This window comes from Methylobacterium sp. Leaf111 (assembly GCF_001423285.1).
Lineage (GTDB): Bacteria > Pseudomonadota > Alphaproteobacteria > Rhizobiales > Beijerinckiaceae > Methylobacterium.
This window is the reverse complement of sequence record NZ_LMNE01000045.1, coordinates 494,713-515,342: the sequence shown is the minus strand read 5'-3', so window position 1 is coordinate 515,342 and position 20,630 is coordinate 494,713. Positions and strand designations below refer to the sequence as shown.

Sequence of the window (20,630 nt, the reverse complement as noted above, 5' to 3'; positions counted from 1 at the left end):
CAGGGCCAGATCGCGGTGGGCGGCCTCGTCGGGTACAATTTCGGCCCGGTGAACCTGCAGGCCTACGTCACCCAGGACGTGGTCGAGCGCAATTACGGCGGCCGCGAGACCCGAGGCTGGCTCCGGGTCATCGTGCCGATCTACAAGGAGAGCACCAACGCCGCCGCGCCATCCGTCCCACTGACGGGCCCGGGGCGGATCGAACGCCGATAGCGGTTCTCGAAAACCGTTCCTCGGAGCCGCGCCGCGCCCGTCGCTTCGGTCAGGCGATCAAGCGGAGGGCGGCCTGATGGTCGGTCGGGGTGGGCCAGGTCGCGATGGCGCTCAGGGCGCCCGCCAGGGGGGCCGGCCGACCGAAATAGAAACCCTGGCCGAAGGCGCAGCCCATGCCGGCGAGAAGGTCGGCCTCGCCGGCCTGCTCGATTCCCTCGGCCACCACGGACACCGCCAGATCGTCGGCCAGCCGGAGGATCGTCTGCACGATGCCCCGGCTGGTCTGGTCGGCCAGGAGGGTGCGCACGAAGGCGCGGTCGATCTTCAGGGTCGTCACCGGCAGGGTGCTCAGATAGCTCAGCGAGGAATAGCCCGTTCCGAAATCGTCGATCGCGATCCCGAGGCCCGCGTTCCGGCACTGCGTGAGCGCGGCAGCGGCACGCTCAGGATCGTCCATCAGCATGCTCTCCGTGACCTCGATCTTGAGGCTGGAGGGGGCGATCCGGGTCCGCGCCAGGAAGTCGGCGATCATCTCGGGGAACGAGGCGCCGGCGAGGTCGCGGCCCGAGACGTTGACGGTCATGAAGAGCGGACCGTCGAGCGCGCCGGGATTGGTCTGGGCAGCGAGCAGGAGCTCGGGGAAGACCCGCCCGACTTCCTCGAAGGCATACGCGGTCAGGTCGACGATGAGACCGGACGCCTCGGCCGCCGGGATGAACTCGATGGGCGGCACCAGGCCCCGGGTCGGGTGGCGCCAGCGCATCAGGGCTTCGAACCCGGCCAGCCGCCGGGACGACAGCCGCACGATGGGCTGGAAGTACAGCTCGAACTCGCCGTTGCGCAGGCCGGCGCGGATCTCGCGCTCCAGCGACAGGGCGCCGAGGGCGGCCGCGAAGGTCTCGGACGGGGGGGCATCGGCGCCGAGGACCGGCGGCGGCGCCGTTCCCTTCATCTGCTCGAGGATGGCCACCGTCTGCCGGTAGCGCGACAGCACTACGCCCAGGCACATCCGCAGGATCGGATCGGTCTGCGCGATGCGGTGGGCGAGCTGCTCCTCCGTGATGACGACGAGTTCGCTGTCCTCCAGGGCCCGCACGGCGGCGGAGCGCGGCTGGTGATCGAGGATCGCCATTTCCCCGACGATCTCGCCGGGGCCGCGATGCGCCAGGATGAGGTCCCCCTCCGGACGCTCGAGGACGATCTCCAATCGGCCGCTCACGATGAGGTAGGCCGCATCGCCCAGGTCGCCGGCCGAGAACAGGCGCGCACCGGCCGGGAGGTGATGATGGTCCAGGGACTTCGCTTGGGAACGCGGCACGGAAGGTTCCAGGCTGGGCACAGTGATGGCCCGGTGCGAACCGTGCCGGGGGCCGGTTAAGAGCTGGCGAACGGCAACCGCTTTGTTTCACGCGCCGTCTCCTATCCTTAACGAGATCTCAGCACGGCGGCGCGAGACTGATCGCGAAAACGCCCCGCGCGGAGCCTGCCCCCGATGTTCCTGTCACGACGCCTGGCCCCGGTGGGCGTGGGCCTTGCCCTGGTGCTGGCCCTCCTGGCCGTGCGGACCGTCGTTCCGGAGCCGTTCGAGCGCCTGCGGCAGGCGGCCTTCGACAGCGCCCAACGGATCAGCCCCCGCGCGACCGACGGCGCCGCGGTTCGGGTCGTCGACATCGACGAGGAGAGCCTGAAGCGGCACGGCCAGTGGCCCTGGCCGCGCCACGTGGTGGCGGACCTCGTCGCGGCCCTGCAGGACCTCGACGCCGGCGTCGTCGCCCTCGACATGGTCTTCGCCGAGCCCGACCGCACCTCGCCCGCGCTCCTGGTGCCCGACTGGGCGCGGCGCTTCGGCTTTCGCGCGGCGGAGCCCGAGACGGCCCTGCCGGACCACGATGCCGCCCTGGCGGCGGTGTTCGCCCGGGGCCGCGTCGTCGCCGGCTTCGCGCTGACGCCGGACGCGCAGGGCGAACCCGTCACGCGCAGCGCCGGCTTCGCGACGATCTCCGGCGATCCCGGCGAGACGGTCCCCAACTTCCGAGGCTCGGTCCAGAACCTGCCCGTGCTCGACGCGGCCGCCGCCGGCCACGGCAGCTTCACCATCGCGGCCGGCAGCGACGAGATCATCCGGCGCCTGCCGCTGCTCGCGACGGTGGGAAACCGCCTGGTGCCCTCCCTCGCCCTCGACGCCCTGCGGGTGCTGCAGGACGAGGAGAGCTTCAAGGTGCGGGCGGAGCGCGATGGCGCGACCCTGACCGGCTACACGATCCGCGTCGGGGCGGTCGATCTCTCCGTCGACCGCTCCGGCGCCCTGGCCCTCCACTTCCCGAAGGCCCGCTCGACGCCGACGATCGCCGCCTGGCGCCTGCTCGATCCCGATCAGCGTCCGGGCCTGCGCCCGGAGATCCAGGGCCGCGCGGTCTTCGTCGGCACCAGCGCGGTCGGCTTGTCCGACCTGCGCCCCACGCCGATGACCCCGTTCGAGCCCGGCGTGAACCTGCACGCGATGGCCCTCGATCAGGTCATCGGCGGGCAAGCGCTCAGTCGCCCGGCCTGGGCGCTGGGTGCGGAGATCGTGGCGGCGCTGGTGCTCGGCCTCGCCGCCGCCCTGGCCTGCGGTTTCGGGCGGCTCAGCAGCGCCGGGCTCGGCATGGCCTTCCTGGCGCCCGTGCCGACCTTCGCCGCCCTGGCCCTGTTCGCCCGGGGCGGCCTGCTCCTCGACCCGACGCTGCCGACCCTCGGCCTCCTCGTCGCCCATGCGGGCGGGAGCCTCGCCCGCTATGCGGGCTCGGAGCGTTCCGCCCAGCGCCTGCGCGCCGCCTTCACGCACTACCTGTCGCCGGACCTGGTGGCGGTGCTGGCCAGCGACCCCGGCCGGCTGAAGCTCGGGGGCGAGACCCGCGAGATGACGTTCCTCTTCACCGACCTCGAGGGCTTCACCGCGATGACCGAGGCCTCCGGCGCCGAGGCCCTCGTCAACCTGCTGAACGCCTATCTCGACGGCCTGTGCTCCATCGCGATGGCCCATGGCGGCACCGTCGACAAGATCGTCGGCGACGCGGTGCACGTCATGTTCAACGCGCCCCTCGACCAGCCCGACCATGCCGCGCGGGCGGTGGCCTGCGCGCTGGCCCTCGACGCCTTCGCGGAGGCGTTTCGCCAGCGGCAACGGGCCCAGGGCGTCCCCTTCGGCGCGACCCGCATCGGCATCAATACCGGACGTGCCGTGGTCGGCAATTTCGGCGGGACGCGCCGCTTCGACTACACGGCGCACGGCGATGCGATCAACGTTGCGGCGCGGCTCGAATCCGCCAACAAGGCGCTCGGCACCCGCATCTGCATCGCCCGCACCACCTGCGACCAGGTGTCCGGCGTCAGCTTCCGGCCCATCGGGACCCTGATGCTGAAGGGCAAATCCGTGGGCGTCGAGGTCTTCGAGCCGACGGGACAGGCCAGCGACGCCCTGGACGCCTATCGCGTGGCCTTCGGGCGGTTGGTCGCGGGGGACGCCGGCGCGGCCGAGGCGCTGCTGGGCCTGCACGCGGCCAACCCCGACGACCCGATCCTGGCGCTCCATGCCCGCCGCATCCGGGCGGGCGAGCGCTCCGTCAGCATGGCGGCCTGAGACGAAAGTCTCAGGGGAGGACGAGGAGCACCACCAGGGCGATGTTCGTGAGCTGGTGCAGGAACTGATCGAAGCCCATCAGCCACCAGAAGCGCGGGTCGGTCATGGGCCAGCGGGTGCGGTGGGCGACCAGGGTCTTGGCCCGGTCGATCAGTCCGTGGACCACGAAGTCGAGGAGCGCGAGCCACCACAGGCCGGGTTTGTAGAGCAGGGCGATCGCCAGGGTGCCGAGGGCATGCGTCCCGGCATGGACGGCGAGCGGCGCCGCCCAGCCCGCGACCCGCTCCTTGCCGCGGGCCATCCAGTCCGTCTGGACGACGAAGTCGATCAGGTAATGCTTGGCCGCCATCGCAACCAGGAGGGCCGCCAGGGTCGACAGGGGGACGGGCATGTCGAGGGCCTGCACCAGGGCGGTCTCCAGAGGGTCGGGCGGCGCGGGACCGCGATACCGCCCGGGCATCGCCGCAGGCTACCGGAACGGTGGGTAGAATCCCACCGCCCCGGCGCCTGCCGCAGGATTCGTCAGCGGTTCAGAGTGGGGACGAACTGCGCCTGTTCGCTGATCGTGACCGTCGCCACGGCGCGCTTGGTCCGGTCGTCCGGCCAGGGGGCGGCCGCCTCGGGTGCCCGGCCCTTGTAGACCATCGTCCCCTGACCCTTGCGCATGAGCACGCTGCCGCGCTTGGTCTTGAGCATCACCTCGCCGTCGAGCACGAGCACGCCATAGCCGCCGTCGATGGCGCCGCCCCAGACCGTCGTCCCGCGCACCCCGAGGGTGCCGACGGCGGTCTTGATCGCGACGTTGCCGCCGGTCGGCCCTTCGATCTTGCCGCCGACGAAGAGGAAGGCGCCGCGCGCCACCGAGAGGGCGAGCTTCCCGCCCTGCGCGCCGGGCTTGTAGACGAAGTCGTCCACGGTGAGCCTGCCGTTCTCGCCGAGGGTCAGCACGGTGTCGTCGGCGAGCTTGGCCTCGAGGCGCGACTCGGCGCCGGTGCGGATCATGTCCTTGAAGAACACCGGCCCCTGGGGAGCCATGTCGCGGGCCTGGCCGGACTGGGAGGCGACGGCTTGGCGGTCGACCTTGGCGACCACGCCGACCTGCTGGGGTGCGGCGATGGCCGGCGCGACGCCGACGAGGAACAGGGCAGCGAAGGTGCCGACGGATTTCAGGGTCACGGTCATCGTCCACGAGACAGGGGCGGGAGAGCAGGCACGTGGACGGTGAGGCGAAGGTCCGCTCGGGTTGAACGACGGCAAGGCACCGGTACACGTCCCCGGGGTCTACGCCCGCGCCGTTAAGCATCGCTGAATAGCCTGACCCCGTTGAAGCGCGTCCGACCTTCGTCTTGCGAAAACGCGCCTAGACGCTGGAGGACGGGCGAAACACGGCACAGTTGCCGGTATTGTCGAAGAGTTGTGCCCGGGTGCTCGGCCGGTTTCGATCCACGCCCACCGCGCCGCCCGACAGGGACCGGCTCAGGCGGAGGGGGGGTTTAGGCGGAGGGGACTTGCGCGACACGAATGTTGTTGGTGGTACCGGCCACCGCGAAGGGGATGCCGGCGGTGATCACGACACGGGCGTGGGGCAGGGCGAAACCTTCCTCCACCGCGTGAGCGAGCGCATTGGCCACCATCGCCTCGTAGGAATCCACCTCATCGGCGCGCAGGCTGTGCGCCCCCCAGAGCAGGCACAGCCGGCGCGAGGTCGCGAGATCCGGCGTCAGGGCCAGGATGGGCACCTGCGGCCGGCGTCGCGCGATCCGGGCCGCGGTGGTGCCGCTGAGCGTGTAGGCCACGATGGCGGCCGCCCCCACCGCGTCGGCGAGGGTCGCGGTGGCGCTGGCGACGGCGTGGGGCGGCGTCTCCTCCTCGCCCGGATCGGTGGCGGTGATCAGCGAGCGGTAGAGCTTGTGCGTCTCGGTCCGGTGGATGATGCGGGCCATCATGGTCACGGTCTCGACCGGGTACTGGCCGGTGGCGGATTCGGCCGAGAGCATCACCGCGTCCGCCCCGTCATAAATGGCGGTGGCCACGTCCGAGGCCTCGGCCCGGGTCGGCGTCGGGGCCGAGACCATGGAGTCGAGCATCTGGGTGGCGACGATCACCGGTTTGACCGCCAGCCTGCAGGCCCGGATCAGCTCCTTCTGGCGTCCGGGCACGTCCTCGTGCGGGATCTCGACCCCGAGATCGCCCCGCGCCACCATGACGGCATCGGACAGGCGGATGATGTCGTCGATGCGCTCCAGGGCCTGGGGCTTCTCGACCTTGGTCATCAACCCGGCCCGGTCACCGATCAGGGCCCGGGCCTCGATGAGGTCGGCGGGCTTCTGGACGAAGGAGAGCGCGACCCAGTCCACCCCGAGCTCCAGCCCGAAGGCGAGGTCGGCCCGGTCCTTAACAGTGAGCGGGGAGAGGTCGAGGAGGGTGCCGGGCAGGTTCACGCCCTTGCGGTTCGAGAGCGTTCCGCCGGTGATCACCTCGGCGGTGAGGCTGTCACCGGTCAGGCCGGTGACCCGCACGCGCACCCGCCCGTCGTCGATGAGCAGATCCTGGCCCGGGGCCACCGCCAGGAAGATCTCCCGGTGGGGCAGGGGGATGGCGTGCCGGTCGCCTTCGGCGCCCTCCAGCACGAAGCGCACCGTCTCGCCGGGCGCGACGTCGAGGCGCCCGCCCGCCAGGGTGCCGAGGCGGATCTTGGGCCCCTGCAGGTCCTGGAGGATTCCGATGGGCCGGCCGGTCTCCCGTTCCAGGGTGCGGATCGCCGCGTAGACCCGGGCATGGTCGTCCTGCGTGCCGTGACTGAAGTTGAGGCGGAAGGTGTCGACCCCGGCGACGAAGAGCCGGTGCAGCATGTCGGGAGACGACGAGGCGGGTCCGACGGTCGCGACGATCTTGGCGTGGCGGTTGCGGCGCATGAATCCCACGGCCGCGCACGGCCGCCTCCCTGGATCGAAGGCAGAGGATCACGCCGGGATGCACCGTCCTGACGGTGATCCCGACGGGTGAGGCAAGCGGTGACGATGTCGGCCCGCCGGAACGTCCGGCGACCATCGGCTGAGGCGAAAATCCTAGCGCAGGGCAACGCCAGGGTAAACGCCGGACGGCCGTCCGTCTCGCCGGACCACTCCCCGCTCGGAAACGCGCTGCGATGCCGGACACGAATCCCGGGACGCCGACGGTCTGATCGTCACGCGCCCGATCGGTGCCGCCCAGCGCGTCCGCAACGGTACGGCGACTCCTGTCGGTCTGGGGGATCGCACGCGACGAAGCTTTCGCCGCCGCAGACGCAACTTCAGATTTAGTATTCGATTACCTGTCGTTGAATGATCCGGGAAATTTCGCCTTTCGCATCGAATGCCGTAAAAATAAAACCGTCATTGGATGTTTTCTTCGCTGCGAGGCCTATTGCGACGATGGACGTCGACAGCCTGCCATTCTCGTCGAAGCAATTCCTGCGTCTCCTCGACAGCCAGGGCATCAGCGGCACGTGGGAATGGCACTTCGCCAGCGACCAGCATGTCTGGTCCTCCGGCCTGTTCCGCATCCTCGGGCTCGATCCTCAGACGACCCGCCCAAGCTACGACCTGTTGATCGGCCTTGTGCATCCGGAGGATCGTGGGAGGATGGCGAGCGGCTCCGGCCTCATCGGGGCCATGTCGCAGGAAAAGCAGACGATCCGCGTGATCCGTCCGGGCGGCTCGAATCGCGTCCTATCGCTTCGCAGCGAGATCCACCTGGCCCCCGACGGACGTCCCCTGGGGATTACCGGAAGCGTCCTCGACGTGACGGAGCGGGAAAATCTGAGACGGGCCCTCGCGGCGGAGCGGCGACGCCGGCGAGCGCTGTTCGACCGCACCCGGACCCTGACCTTCTCCAACGATCCGGACTACGCCTACACCTTCACGGAAGAAGCCTACGAATTGACCGGCCTCTCACCTGAGGAGACGGCGGACGACGCGTTTCTGGCGATCGTGACCGAGGAGCGGGAACACTGGCGCGCCGTAAGCCTCGCGGCGCACCAGGTCGGACAGGTCTACACGATGAAGCCGGTCCTCTATATCGCCGGCGGGAAGCGGGAGCGCTTCGAGATCTTCACGGTTCCGATCGTCGATGGGCGCGGCCAGGTGGTGGACTGGAGCAATCTCGCGCGGCCCCTCGGCACACGGGGAAGTCCACCCGTCGGGATGCTGCTGAAGGGGCTCGAGCAGGCGATCGCCGGACGTCACCTGCGTGCCGCCCGCGCCCTGCTGGACTGGTCCATGTCCGATCTCGCCAGGGCCGCAGGCCTCTCCCTGTCGACCGTGAAACGCATGGAGGAGCATCCGGACGGCACGGCCCAGCAATCCCGGCACAAGGCCGTGGAGACGCTGCGACGGTTCGGAATCCGGTTCTCCGTCATGGACGACGGCCTGATCGCCGTCGGGCATCGCTGAGGGCGACGGATCTCTGCGCCGCACGCGCCCGCCGGAAGATTCCGCGACGAGACGATTTCACGGCGCGATGATCGCGAGGACGGACCCTGCCGCCGAACGCGCGGTCCCGTCGCGGACCGGCGCGCATCAATGGCGCGCCGAGCGGGATCGCATGAGGCGATTCGGTCGCTCAAGCACCGGCGGAGGATCGGTTCGGCACGAAGACCCGCCCCCGACGGCCCGGGGACAGGCCTCGTACCGCGCCCGACCCTCGTCGCGCCGCATCGCGCCACTCAGAGGCTCCCGTCGCCGTGATGGCCGTCCTGGAGGCGAATGGCGATGTCGGTTCCGTCCGCGTTGAAATCCTGACGCGCGGTGGTGGGCTCGGCCGGTATGGCGGGTTTCGTCTTCGCCGCGTCCAGGGCCGTGTACTTTGCGGGGAGACGCTGCTGTCTCGTGGCCGCCGAGGCCGGTGCGGAACTCATGGCCGCCAGGGACAGGCCGACCAATCCGAGGATAGAAATGGAATGTTTCATCGTTTCCTCCCGTCGTGTTTTACGACGGCACGAAGATCGCCCGATCCCCGGAACTGTCATCCCCCAAACTGACTAAACAACTCCAGTATTCGCTTAAACCTTAGCTCTGATACATTATATATCTACGATCATGATCCTCGCTTGACCCTATCCCAACGATTGCATGACAATATATATTTGTGAACATGCGCGGTCGGGCTGCGATCACCGTGGACGGCATGCGGAAGTGTGGCGAGCGGATGGAAGGGGTCGCCGATCAGGGCAGGCTGGAGAGCCGGGACACCAGCATCACCAGTTCGGCCTGCCGATGGGTATGGGTCTTGGTGAAGATCGAGCGGAGCTGGGTCCGCACGGTGGCGACGCGGACACCCTGGAGCCCCGCCGCTTCCGCGAGGGTCGCGCCCTGGGCCATCAGGGTGGCGAGTTTCGCTTCCGTGCGCGTCAATCCGAAGACCTGCTCCAGGGCGGCGCGGTTGAGGAGTGGCGTCGCGTCGAGGTCGATCAGCAGCAGGACCGAGTGCGGCCCGTCAGCGCCGTCGACCGGAAGCGGCACGGAACTCATGATCAGCGGGCGCTGGTCGGGGCGCTCCACCAGGATCCAGTTCTCACTGTCCAGTTGGAAGCGTGCCCGACCCTGCCCGAGCAACCGCTTGACGATCCCGCGCCCGAGCCCGTTCAGAACCTCGACCTCGACCTCGGACCGACTCAAGCAGAACAGACTCTGGAAGATGTGGCGTGCGCTGTCGTTGATGGCCAGCACGTGTCCATTCGTCGAAAGCACGAGCCCGCCGTAGCCCATTCGGTCGAAGACCCGCAGGAATGGCATCCCGACAAGCATGGTCGCGACCTGCCTCTCCCTACCCGGTCCGGCGCAGCACCTGCCCTGGATAACGGTAGGCAATCTTCGCGCATGGTCAATACGCCTATGTTTGCGTCGATACTTATCGTTCTCGCGAAATTGAATTCACGCGCGTGATCGAACCTCTTCAGAACGGCACGATGTGCAGACGTCTTCTCGGCCGACGGGACGCCTGCACGCGAGCGCACACGACGTTCGGGTATCGGCGGGCCCCGGGCCGGTGCCGAGATTGCGCCGAAGCGGCTGATTCGGGCGACGAGCGGATCGGGCAGGGCGGATTCGTCGACCGTTCCCCTCGATCGTTCGACCTGCGATCCACCGGTCAGGCCGGCGATGGCCGCGCCGGTTCGGCGACGGCCTCGGTCAGGTGCCTCAGGGAAGCTCGCGCAGGTCCTGGCGGAAGCGGCGGCCGTTGGCGACGTAGTTTCCGGCGGTCTGCGTCAGGCGCTCCGCGCTCTCCGCGTCGAGCGTACGCACGGCCCTGGCGGGAGCGCCGACGATGAGGCTGTTGTCGGGAAACGCCTTGCCCTCGGTCACCAGCGCATTGGCACCGATCAGGCAGTTGCGACCGATGCGGGCGCCGTTCAGGATCGTGGCCCCCATGCCGACGAGGCTGCCGGCGCCGATGGTGCAGCCATGCACGATGGCCCGATGCCCGACGGTGACATCGTCTCCGAGGTGCAGGGGAAAGCCGGGATCGGCATGCAGCACCGCCCCGTCCTGGATGTTGGTGCGGTCGCCGATCCGGATCTCGTCGTTGTCGCCGCGCAGGACGGCGCCGAACCAGATCGAGACCTCGCGGCCGAGATGGACGCGCCCGATCACGTGGGCCCCCGGGGCGATCCAAGTGCTGTCCGGGTCGGCGAGCTGCGGCCGATGCGGGCCGAGGGCGTAGAGGGTCATGCGGCGTCCTCGCTCAGGTGCCGGTCCAGGCCGCGGGCCGCTTGGCCAGGAAGGCCTCGACCCCGGCCGCGAAGTCGCGGCTGCCGTAGCATTCCGCGATGAGGTCCGTCGCCTCGGCCTGCGGGTCCCGCTCCAGGCGGCGCAGCATCGCGCGGGTGACCCGCATGGTCACGGGGGAATGTCCAAGCAGGCGCTCGCAGAGCGCCGCCACCTCGGCGTCGAGCCGCTCGGGTTCCGCCACGGCGGCGAGGTAGCCCAGCGGCGCCAGGGACTCGGCGGTGGGCATCTCGGCCAGCAGCATCATGCGGGTGACGAGGCCCTGGCCGAGGGTCGCAGTGAGCCGGCGCAGGTTGGCGGGCGAGAGGCAGTTGCCCAGGGTCCGGGCGATGGGGACCCCGAAGCGGGCCCCGGCCTGCGCCACCCGGAGGTCGCAGGCATTGGCGATGGCGAGGCCGCCGCCCACTGCCCAGCCCTCGATCACCGCCACGGTCGGCACGCGGCAGCGCTCCAGCCCGGCGACGTAGCCCTCGATGCGGGCCTCGTAGGCGACGCCGTCCGCGCCCGTGAAGCCGACGAACTGCTCGATGTCCGTGCCGGCCACGAAGGCCTGGCCGCCGGCGCCCCGCAGCACGGCGACGCGCACGGACGGGTCCGCCTCGATGCGCGCGAGGCTTTCCGCCAGGGCGTCGTACATCGCGAAGGTGAGGGCGTTGCGAGCGGCCGGCCGGTCGAAGGTGAGGTGGGCGACGCCGCCCTCGACCCGGTAGCGGACGGCCCCCGCGTCGGTGGTCGCACTCATGCGGCGAAGGCCCCCTCTGCGCGCAGGCGCTCGACCGCCGCCTCGGACAGGCCGAGCTCCGACAGGATCTCGTCGGCGTGCTCGCCCAGGAGCGGCGCGTGGCGGCGGACCTGGGCCGGCGTGCCCGAGAGCTTCACCGGGAAGCCGATGTTCGGCACGTTGCCCTCGATCGGATGGGGCACCTCGATGCGCATCTGGCGGTGGCGGCCGTGCTCGCTCTCGAAGGCCTCCGGATAGGTGTTCATGCGCCCGGCCGGGATGCCGGCGGCCAGGAGATCGGCCACCCACTCCTCGGCGGTCTTGGCGGCGAAACTCGTCTCCAGCTCGGCGATCAGGACCTCGCGGTGGGCGAGGCGCCCGGCGATGTCGCCGAAGCGGTCGTCGGCCAGCAGATCCTCCCGGCCGAGCACGTCGCAGAGCAGGCGCCAGAGCTTCTGGTTCGTCGCCCCCATGACGAAGTAGCCGTCCGCCGCCCGTACCGCCTGGTAGGGCGCGCTCATGCGGTTGGCCGTGCCCAGGGGCTCCGGGATCCGGCCGGTGCCCCAGTACTCGCTCGTATCCCAGATCGAGAAGGCCAGCGCCGAATCGAACAGCGACGCGTCGATGTACTGGCCCTCGCCGCTGGCCTGCCGGCCGATATAGGCGCTGAGGATGCCGTAGACCGCGAACAGCGCGCAGCCGATATCGGCCACCGGCACGCCGGCCTTCACGGGCGGCCCGCCGGGATGGCCGGTGACGCTCATGACGCCGGACATCGCCTGGGCCATGAGGTCGTAGCCAGGGCGCTTGGCCCAGGGGCCGGTCTGCCCGAAGCCCGAGATGCTGGCGTAGATCAGGCCGCGGTTGCGCGCCCGCATCGCGTCGTAGCCGAGACCGAGGCGGGCCATCACGCCGGGGCGGTAGTTCTCGACCACGATGTCGGCGGTCTCGGCCATGTCGAGGAGGAGGTCGCGGCCCGCCGGGCTCTTCAGGTTGAGGGCGAGGCTGCGCTTGTTCCGGTTCATGTTGAGGAAGCCCATGCTGTCGGGCCCCTTCATCTTGAATCCCATGGCGCCCCGGGTCTGGTCGCCGGTGCCGGGCGGCTCGATCTTGATCACGTCCGCCCCGAGATCGGCGAGCAGCATGCTGCAGACCGGCCCCGCCATCACCTGCGTCACGTCGAGGACGCGCAGGCCCGCCAGGGGCAGGGGACGGGAACTGGGGCGGGATGTGTCGTGCACGGGTTCGTCCATCGTGCTCGGCTCCTGTGTTGCTCGCGTAACCCTCCCCCTCTGCGGGGGAGGGTGGGATCCAGCGCTATTCCGCCGGGACGGCCCGTCCCAGCGGCACCGCGGGCTCCTCCACGAACGGACGCTCGGGGTGCATGGTGAAGGCGAGGCCGGCGCCGAGCAGGCAGAGGCCGACGGACCCCGCGAAGGGCAGGGTCCAGCTTCCCGTCATGTCGACGATCATCCCGAAGACGATCGGCGAGATGATCGCCGCCACCGCCGAGCCGGTGTTCATCAGGCCGGCCGCCGTGCCCGAATATTTCGGCGCGATGTCCATCGGCACCGACCAGATCGGGCCGATGACCAGCTCGGCGAAGAAGAAGCCCGAGCTCAGCAGCAGCGCCACCAGGGTCAGGTCGCGGGTGAAGAACACGCCGGCGAGGCTCGCCGCCGCGCCGAGGAAGCCGACCACGATGACGCTCAGGCGGGCGAGCTTGAGGTTGCCGGTCTTCTTCAGGATGCGGTCGCTGAAGACGCCGCCGAGGGTGTCGCCGACGACGCCGGCGAAGAACACGCCCGAGGCGAACAGGGCCGAGTTCTTCAGGTCGAGGCCGTAATTGAGCTTGAAGAAGCTCGGCAGCCAGCCGAGGAACAGCCACAGGGTCCAGCCGTAGCAGAAGTAGGTCAGCGTCACCGGCAGCATGCGCAGGGTCAGGCGGCTCCAGGGAATGTTCTGCTTGGCGCCGACCTTGCTCGGCGGCGGCAGGACGGCCAGTTCCTCCGGGGTGATCGCCGGATGGTCCTTCGGATCGTCGCGGAAATACAGGTACCAGACCACGACCCAGGCGAAGCTCGCCACGCCCAGGACGACGAAGCCGAGGCGCCAGCCCACATGGTAGATCAGCACGGCCACGATGGGCGGTGCCACCGCGTTGCCGAGCCGGGCGAAGGCGTGGGTGATGCCCTGCGCGAAGCCGCGCTTGCCCGGCGCCGTCCAGTTCTGCATGGCGCGGGTGGCGGTGGGGAAGGTCGCGCCCTCCCCGAAGCCCAGCAGCACGCGGGCGAGGAACAGGCTGATCAGACCGCCGACGAGGCCGGTGAGGATCGTGGCCGAAGCCCAGATCAGGCCGCAGACCAGGAGCGTGCGCCGGGCGCCGAACTTGTCGCCCACCGAGCCGCCGATGACCTGGAAGATGGCGTAGGGATAGGCGAAGGCGGACAGGATCAGGCCGAACTGGGTGTTCGAAAGCCCGAGATCCTTCATGATCTCGCCGCCCGCCGTCGCGATGTTCACCCGGTCGAGATAGGTGACGAAGTACATCAGGCAAAGCAGGAACAGGACCATGTTCGACGCGGAGACGCGTCTTTTCGCTGGTCCTGACGCGGTCATGCGTCCTTGATCTGGCGTCATCGGGGTTTCCTCCGGTTGAACGCGTCCTCCCGCCCGGTCTGATCGCCGGGCTGTTTGTGGGGGTGCGTCGGGGTGGTGTGATGAGGGCGTCGGGTCTTCGTTTCTCCGAGGGTTTCGCCTTTGGCACTCGGTCATCCCGGGGCCGCGCAGCGGAACCCGGGATCCAGAACCGCAGGGTTCATCGCGTCCGGCACCGTCGGCGGATCAGGATTCCGGGCTCGCCTTCGGCGCCCCGGAATGACGGTCTGTCAGACCCCGATCCGTCAGGTCCGCCGGAGGTGGCTCCTCAATCGTCCAGCCCGGAACGCAGGGCGTCCATGGCGGCCAGCACGCCGCCGCGGGTGTGCGGCACGGCGCCGGCCTTCAGGCCCATCTCGACGCCGGACAGGGCGGCCATCAGCATGAGGTCGTTGGTCTCGCCGAGATGGCCGATGCGGAAGACCTTGCCGGCGACCTTCGCAAGGCCGGTGCCGAGGGACAGGTCGTACTTCTCGAGGATCAGGGTGCGCAGGGCGTCGGCGTCGTGGCCCTCCGGCATCACCACGGCGGTGAGCACCGGCGAGTACTCCGACGGCTCCTGGCACAGGACCTGAAGGCCCCAGGCCTCCACGGCGGCGCGGGTCGCAGCGGCGAGGCGCTGGTGACGGGCGAAGACCTGGGGCAGGCCCTCCTCCCTCAGGATGGCGATGGCCTCGCGCAGGCCGTAGAGCAGGTTGGTCGCCGGCGTGTAGGGGAAGTAGCCCGCCGCGTTCGGCTTCAGCATCTCCTGCCAGTCCCAGTAGGAGCGTGGCAGGGTGGCGGTCTTGGTGGCGGCGAGCGCCTTGTCCGAGAGCGCGACGAGGCCGAGGCCGGGGGGCAGCATCAGGCCCTTCTGCGAGCAGCACACCGAGACGTCGACGCCCCAGGAATCGTGGGCGTACTCGGCCGAGCCGAGGCCCGAGATGGTGTCGACGAGGAAGAGGGCCGGATGATGGGCCCGGTCGATGGCCTTGCGGATCTCGGCGATGCGGCTCGTGACGCCGGTGGAGGTCTCGTTGTGGACCACCATCACGGCCTTGATCGACTTCGCCCGGTCCTCCGCCAGGATCGCCTCGACCCGGGCCGGGTCGACGCCCCGGCGCCAGTCGCCCGGCACGAACTCGACCTCGATGCCCCAGCGCGCCGCCATCTGGCGCCACAGGGTGGCGAAGTGGCCGGTCTCGAACATCAGCACCCGGTCGCCGGCCGAGAGGGTGTTGACGATGGCGGCCTCCCAGGCCCCGGTGCCCGAGCCGGGATACAGGATCACCGGCGCGCGGGTCTGGAACACGGCCTGCGCGCCCTCCAGCACCGCCCGCCCGAGCTTGGCGAAATCGGGACCGCGATGGTCGATCACCGGCATGTCCATGGCGCGCAGGACGCGCTCGGGCACCGGGCTCGGGCCCGGGATGTGCAGGAAATGGCGTCCGGTCCGTGTCGTCATGGGGGCCTCGCAGGCTTTGAGGTGCGCCAGACGAAGCTGGCAGGTCGCGGGACGGGGGCAGCACGGTCGCGTCGAAGGGCGAGCAGCGCTGGATTGTCGTCGATACGATCCGCGTCCGGTTGAATCGACCAAAAATTTGCATTCATTTTTGCGCGACACAAGCATTATTTTGCGCTCGATCGCCCTCGACCGCGGCGCAACCGGCTGATATTTCTGGAACGATGATGCTCGATTCCGTCCCGGATTCCGCGGTCGACCCGGAGGCCGCATCCCCGCCCCGGATCGCGGGCGCGGGGGGCGCCTCGCTGCACGGGACCTTGCTGGCGCAGCTTCGCGACTACGTGGTCGAGGGCAACCTCGCCCCCGGGGCGCGCGTGCCAGAACGGCTCCTCTGCGAACGCTTCGGCATCTCGCGCACCCCCCTGCGGGAAGCCCTGAAGGTGCTGGCCTCCGAGGGGCTGATCGACCTGCTGCCGAACCGGGGCGCGCGGGTCCGCCAGCTCGGCCCCGACGAGATGGTGGCATTGTTCGACGTCATGGGCGGTCTCGAGGCCCTGGCCGGCCGCCTCGCCTGCGAGAAGATCACCGAGGCGGGCTTTGCCGAGATCGAACGCCTGCACCACGAAATGTACGCGGCCTATCTCCGCCGCGACCTGCACGGTTACTTCGCCGGCAACCAGGCGATCCACGACCGGATCGTGGAGGCCGCCGACAACGAGCCCCTGCGGACGACCTACGCGAATTTCGCCGGGCGCCTGCGCCGGGTGCGCTACGCGGCCAATCTCGACAAGGACCGCGACCGCTGGGGCGAGGCCATGCGCGAGCACGAGGAGATCCTCGACGCCCTGCGGCGCCGGGCGGGACCGGAGCTCAGCGACATCCTGTTCCGTCACCTGCGCAACAAGCGCCGCGCGGCCGCCGTGCGGGAGACCGCGACGGCCGGTGCCTGATGGCCACGATGGGGTCCACGCCGAGTTCTTCGCCGGATCTCGGCGAAGCCGATCAGCCGGCGCGCGCCGACAGGCGCTCGGCCTCGGCGCGGATCACCTCGGCCGCTCGCAGGACGCTGGGCTCGTCCACCTCGAGATGGGTCGTGGCGCGGATCTGATGGGCTCCGATCGCCCGCACCCGGACATCCTCTGCGAGGCAGGCCTGGGCGAAGGCGGCGGCCGTGACGCCGAGGGGCTCCACCGAGAAGCACAGGATGTTGGACTGAGCCGCACCTTCGTCGATGGCGAGGCCGGGCGCCCCCGCGATCCGGTCGCGCAGCAGGGCCGCGTGGGCGTTGTCGCGGACGAGCTGGTCGACGTGGTGATCGAGGGCGTAGAGGCCGGCGGCCGCCAGGATGCCGGACTGGCGCATGGCCCCGCCCAGGCGGTACTTCCAGCGCCAGGCCTCGGCAATGAACGCCCGCGTCCCGCACAGGACGGCCCCGACCGGGCAGCCGAGGCCCTTGCTGAGATCGATCCAGGCGCTGTCGAAGCCCTGCGCGTAGTCCTTCGCGGCGATGCCGGTGGCCGCCACCGCATTGAGGAGACGGGCCCCGTCGATATGCGCCCGCAGGCCCCGCTCATGGGCGATGTCGCGGATGCGCCGCATGTCCGGGAGCGCCCAGACCGAACCGCCGGAGAAGCTCGTCGTCTGCTCGATCGAGACCAGGGCCGAGCGCGGCGCCGTGCGGGCGGACGGGCGGATGGCCGCCGCGAAGGCCTCGGGCGTGTAGACACCCGCCGGGGTCTTCAGGGCCATCACGGAGACGCCGCCGATGGCGGCCGAGCCGGCGGCCTCGGTGTTGTAGATGTGGGACTGGTCGTCGACGATGATCTCGTCGCCGGGCCGGGTCTGCACCAGGATCGCCACGAGATTGCACATCGTGCCGGACGGCATGAAGACGCCCGCCTCCTGGCCGAGCAGGTCCGCCACCCGTTCGCAGAGCGCCAGGGTCGTGGGGTCGGAATCCGACTGCTCATCCCCCACCTCGGCCCGCGCCATGGCGTCCCGCATCCCCGTCGTGGGCCGCGTCTGGGTGTCGCTGAACAGGTCGATCATCTTGCAAGCCCGTTTGCATTCAAAATATCACCGGTATCTTAGCTCCGGCGACCGAGACCGCCACCCCATCCGGCGGCCGCACCCGGCATTCCGATCCGGATGCCCATCCGCAACGCGAGGACGATGACGCATGACCGCCACGGCTGAGCCATCGACCACGCCGCGGGCGGCGAACCGCACGCCCCGCGCGGCCACTCGAATGAATGCCGGGCTCGCCCGGCGGCTGGCCGAGGCGCTGCAGGGCGAGGCCCGCTTCGATCCCTTCACCCGGGGACGCTACGCCACCGACGCCTCGATCTACCAGATCGTGCCGGCCGGCGTGGTGCTGCCGCGCTCGGCCGCCGACATCGCCGCGACCCTGAAGATCGCCGCCGAGCACGACGTGCCGGTCATCCTGCGCGGCGGCGGTACCTCGCAGAACGGCCAGCCGATCGGGCACGGCCTCGTGGTCGATTGCTCGCGCCACTTCAACGGCATCACCGCCTACGATCCGCAAGCGGGCACCATCACCGTCGAGCCCGGCATGGTGCTGGAACGCCTGAACACCCGGGTGAAAGCGGACGGCTGGTTCTTCCCCGTCGAGCCCTCCACCGCCACCCGCTGCACCATCGGCGGCATGGCCGGCAACAATTCCTGCGGCGCGCGCTCGCTCCGCTTCGGCAAGATGAGCGACAACGTCCTGGCCATGGAGGCGCTGTTCCCCGACGGCACCGCCTTCGGCTTCGGTCTCACGGGCCACGACAGCACCGGGGTCACGGGCCCGGACCGGGCCACGCACCTCGCCGCCGCGATGCGCGCGCTCGCCGAGGCGGAGCGCGACGAGATCCTGGCCCGGTATCCGCGGGTGCAGCGGCGGGTCGGCGGCTACAACCTCGACGCCCTGATCGAGGCGCGGCCGAACCTCGCCCACCTCCTCGTCGGCTCCGAGGGCACCCTGGCGGCCACCACCGGCGTCACCCTGAAGCTCTCCCGGCTGCCCGCCCACCGGGTCATGGGCGTCTGCCACTTCCCGTCCTTCCGCGCCGCCATGGAAACCACGAAGGCGCTGGTCGACCTCGATCCCGTGGCGGTGGAACTCGTCGACAACAACGTGCTGGTCCTCGGGGCCGACATCCCGCTGTTCCGCACGACGCTCGCAGACATCACCCGCGGCACGCCGAACTGCCTGCTGCTGGTGGAATTCGCCGGCGACGACCGCGACGCGCTGCTGGCCGACCTCGTCCGCCTCGACGCCTGCATGAGCGACCACGGCTTCCGGAACGCCGTGGTGAAGGTGCCCGAGCCCGTCCGGCAGAAGTCGGTCTGGGAGGTGCGCGAGGCCTGCCTCAACATCATGATGTCGATGAAGGGCGACGCCAAGCCGGTCTCCTTCATCGAGGACTGCGCGGTGCCCCTGGAGCACCTGGCCGACTATACCGACGCCGTCACCGAGGTCTTCACCCGCCACGGCACCCGCGGCACCTGGTACGCCCACGCCTCGGTGGGCTGCCTGCATGTCCGCCCGATCCTCGACATGAAGCAGGGCGGCGACGTCGCCAAGATGCGGGCCATCGCCGAGGAGGCCAGCGCGGCCGTGCGCCGCTTCAAGGGCTCCTACTCGGGCGAGCACGGCGACGGCATCTCGCGGTCCGAATACATCGAGCCGATGTTCGGGGCGCGACTGACCCGCGCCTTCGAGGCGGTGAAGGACGGCTTCGACCCGGACAATCGCCTCAACCCCGGCAAGATCGTCCGGCCGCTGCGCATGGACGACCGCTCGCTGCTGCGCTTCCAGCCGGGCTACGCCGTGACCGAGCCCACCGTACCCGCCCTCGACTGGTCCGATTGGGGCGGCTTCGGCCCCGCCGTCGAGATGTGCAACAGCAACGGCACCTGCCGGAAGCTCGCCGGCGGCGCCATGTGCCCGTCCTACCGCGTCACCAAGGAGGAACAGCACCTGACCCGGGGCCGGGCCAACTCCCTGCGGCTCGCCATCTCGGGCCAGCTCGGGCCGGACGCCTTCACCAGCCCGGAGATGAAGCGGACCCTGGACCTCTGCGTCTCCTGCAAGGCCTGCCGGCGCGAATGCCCCACCGGCGTCGACATGGCCAAGATGAAGATCGAGTTCCTGCACCATTACCACGCCCGGCACGGCCTGCCGCTGAAGGAGCGCCTGGTGGCGGCCCTCCCGCTCTACGCCGGCACGGCGGCGCGGCTGGCGCCCCTCCTCAACCTGCGCGACCGGCTCCCGGCCCTGGCCCGCCTGTCCGAGCGCTGGGTCGGCCTCTCGGCCCGCCGGACCCTGCCGCAATGGCGCCGGCCCTGGCGCGAAACGGGCGAGCCCGCCCATCCCGCCGACGTGAACGGCGATTTCCGCGACGTCGTCCTGTTCGGCGACACCTTCAACCGGGCCTTCGAGCGCGAGAACCTGGAGGCGGCCGAGCGGGTGCTGGTCGCCGCCGGCTACCGCCTGCACCGGGTCTTCCCCCATCGCGGTCGCCGCCCCCTCTGCTGCGGACGGACCTACCTTGCCTCGGGCCAGACCGACCGGGCCCGGGCCGAGGCCCGGCGGACGCTGAGCGCACTGCTGCCCTACGTCCGGGCCGGCGCCCGGATCGTCGGCCTCGAGCCGTCCTGCCTGCTGACCTTCCGCGACGAGTTCGCCTCGCTCCTGCCCGGCCCCGACGCCGCCGAACTCGGGCGCGCGAGCGTCCTGTTCGAGGAACTGCTCGCCGCCGACCTCAAGGCCGGTCGGATCGACCTGCCGCTCGCCGACCAGGGCGGCCGGGTCGCCCATCTCCACGGCCATTGCCATCAGAAGGCCTTCGCGGCCATGAGTGCGGTGGAGACGGTCCTGCGGGCGGTGCCCGGTCTCGATGTCCGCCCGATCGAGTCGAGCTGCTGCGGCATGGCCGGCGCCTTCGGCTACGGCGCCGAGACCATCGACGTGTCCCTGGCCATGGCCGAGCTGTCACTGTTCCCGGCCCTGCGCCAGGCCGACCCGGACGATCTCGTGGTCGCCGACGGCACGAGTTGCCGCCATCAGATCCACGACGGCCTCGGCCTCACCGCACGTCACGTCGCGCGCGTTCTCGACGACGCCCTTGTGACCTCGACACGTCCTTCGCCCGCGTTGCGAAACGGAAAGCCGTTTTTGCCGCTGTAATACCAACGATGCGC

16 protein-coding genes and 1 pseudogene are annotated in these 20,630 nt (G+C 70.2%); 5 read left to right on the top strand and 12 right to left on the bottom strand.

The window, feature by feature from the left end:
• Nucleotides 1-213, top strand: a pseudogene (locus tag ASF41_RS19145) (transporter); the annotation flags it as partial.
• Between the two features lie 49 nt (nucleotides 214-262).
• On the opposite strand, the gene ASF41_RS19140 reads toward ASF41_RS19145, so the two are convergent.
• Nucleotides 263-1,531: an EAL domain-containing protein gene (locus ASF41_RS19140; protein WP_056495977.1), complete on the bottom strand. Its 1,269-nt coding sequence runs from the start codon at nucleotides 1,529-1,531 to the stop codon at nucleotides 263-265.
• A gap of 174 nt (nucleotides 1,532-1,705) precedes the next feature.
• Here ASF41_RS19140 and ASF41_RS19135 point away from each other — a divergent pair, with 174 nt between their 5' ends.
• Nucleotides 1,706-3,832: a CHASE2 domain-containing protein gene (locus tag ASF41_RS19135; RefSeq protein ID WP_056495974.1), complete on the top strand. Its 2,127-nt coding sequence runs from the start codon at nucleotides 1,706-1,708 to the stop codon at nucleotides 3,830-3,832.
• Nucleotides 3,833-3,842: 10 nt separating this feature from the next.
• Here ASF41_RS19135 and ASF41_RS19130 read toward each other — a convergent pair whose 3' ends face one another.
• From ASF41_RS19130 to pyk, 3 genes are all read right to left on the bottom strand, one after another.
• On the bottom strand, nucleotides 3,843-4,292 hold the full coding sequence (locus tag ASF41_RS19130; protein WP_244479710.1) for a DUF3307 domain-containing protein: 450 nt from the start codon (nucleotides 4,290-4,292) through the stop codon (nucleotides 3,843-3,845).
• 62 nt (nucleotides 4,293-4,354) lie between these two features.
• Nucleotides 4,355-5,008, bottom strand: coding sequence for a FecR domain-containing protein (locus ASF41_RS19125; RefSeq protein WP_210166996.1), 654 nt, complete (start codon nucleotides 5,006-5,008; stop codon nucleotides 4,355-4,357).
• A gap of 317 nt (nucleotides 5,009-5,325) precedes the next feature.
• Complete coding sequence (pyk, locus tag ASF41_RS19120; protein ID WP_056495966.1) at nucleotides 5,326-6,747, bottom strand: pyruvate kinase; 1,422 nt, start codon at nucleotides 6,745-6,747, stop codon at nucleotides 5,326-5,328.
• A gap of 498 nt (nucleotides 6,748-7,245) precedes the next feature.
• On the opposite strand from pyk, the gene ASF41_RS19115 reads away from it, so the two are divergent.
• Nucleotides 7,246-8,265, top strand: a complete 1,020-nt coding sequence (locus tag ASF41_RS19115) for a PAS domain-containing protein (RefSeq protein WP_056495962.1) — start codon at nucleotides 7,246-7,248, stop codon at nucleotides 8,263-8,265.
• Between the two features lie 272 nt (nucleotides 8,266-8,537).
• Here ASF41_RS19115 and ASF41_RS19110 read toward each other — a convergent pair whose 3' ends face one another.
• From ASF41_RS19110 to ASF41_RS19080, 7 genes are all read right to left on the bottom strand, one after another.
• On the bottom strand, nucleotides 8,538-8,780 hold the full coding sequence (locus tag ASF41_RS19110) for a hypothetical protein (protein ID WP_156653377.1): 243 nt from the start codon (nucleotides 8,778-8,780) through the stop codon (nucleotides 8,538-8,540).
• Between the two features lie 256 nt (nucleotides 8,781-9,036).
• Nucleotides 9,037-9,618: a helix-turn-helix transcriptional regulator gene (locus tag ASF41_RS19105; protein ID WP_056213796.1), complete on the bottom strand. Its 582-nt coding sequence runs from the start codon at nucleotides 9,616-9,618 to the stop codon at nucleotides 9,037-9,039.
• Between the two features lie 393 nt (nucleotides 9,619-10,011).
• On the bottom strand, nucleotides 10,012-10,542 hold the full coding sequence (locus tag ASF41_RS19100; RefSeq protein WP_056495960.1) for a gamma carbonic anhydrase family protein: 531 nt from the start codon (nucleotides 10,540-10,542) through the stop codon (nucleotides 10,012-10,014).
• Nucleotides 10,543-10,555: 13 nt separating this feature from the next.
• Nucleotides 10,556-11,341, bottom strand: a complete 786-nt coding sequence (locus ASF41_RS19095) for an enoyl-CoA hydratase (protein WP_056495957.1) — start codon at nucleotides 11,339-11,341, stop codon at nucleotides 10,556-10,558.
• The gene (locus ASF41_RS19090; protein ID WP_056213785.1) at nucleotides 11,338-12,573 is read right to left on the bottom strand and encodes a CaiB/BaiF CoA-transferase family protein; all 1,236 of its coding nucleotides are present in this window, start codon (nucleotides 12,571-12,573) and stop codon (nucleotides 11,338-11,340) included. Before ASF41_RS19090 ends, ASF41_RS19095 begins: the two co-directional genes overlap by 4 nt.
• 64 nt (nucleotides 12,574-12,637) lie before the next feature.
• Complete coding sequence (locus ASF41_RS19085; protein WP_056213782.1) at nucleotides 12,638-13,939, bottom strand: MFS transporter; 1,302 nt, start codon at nucleotides 13,937-13,939, stop codon at nucleotides 12,638-12,640.
• 307 nt (nucleotides 13,940-14,246) lie between these two features.
• Nucleotides 14,247-15,422, bottom strand: a complete 1,176-nt coding sequence (locus ASF41_RS19080; protein WP_056495954.1) for an alanine--glyoxylate aminotransferase family protein — start codon at nucleotides 15,420-15,422, stop codon at nucleotides 14,247-14,249.
• A gap of 221 nt (nucleotides 15,423-15,643) precedes the next feature.
• Here ASF41_RS19080 and ASF41_RS19075 point away from each other — a divergent pair, with 221 nt between their 5' ends.
• The gene (locus ASF41_RS19075; RefSeq protein ID WP_056495951.1) at nucleotides 15,644-16,372 is read left to right on the top strand and encodes a GntR family transcriptional regulator; all 729 of its coding nucleotides are present in this window, start codon (nucleotides 15,644-15,646) and stop codon (nucleotides 16,370-16,372) included.
• Between the two features lie 52 nt (nucleotides 16,373-16,424).
• Here the strand turns inward: ASF41_RS19075 and ASF41_RS19070 are convergent, their stop codons facing one another.
• Complete coding sequence (locus tag ASF41_RS19070; protein ID WP_056495948.1) at nucleotides 16,425-17,471, bottom strand: low specificity L-threonine aldolase; 1,047 nt, start codon at nucleotides 17,469-17,471, stop codon at nucleotides 16,425-16,427.
• Nucleotides 17,472-17,601: 130 nt separating this feature from the next.
• Here ASF41_RS19070 and ASF41_RS19065 point away from each other — a divergent pair, with 130 nt between their 5' ends.
• Nucleotides 17,602-20,616, top strand: a complete 3,015-nt coding sequence (locus ASF41_RS19065; RefSeq protein ID WP_056495944.1) for an FAD-binding and (Fe-S)-binding domain-containing protein — start codon at nucleotides 17,602-17,604, stop codon at nucleotides 20,614-20,616.
• The last annotated feature ends 14 nt before the right edge of the window (nucleotides 20,617-20,630 follow it).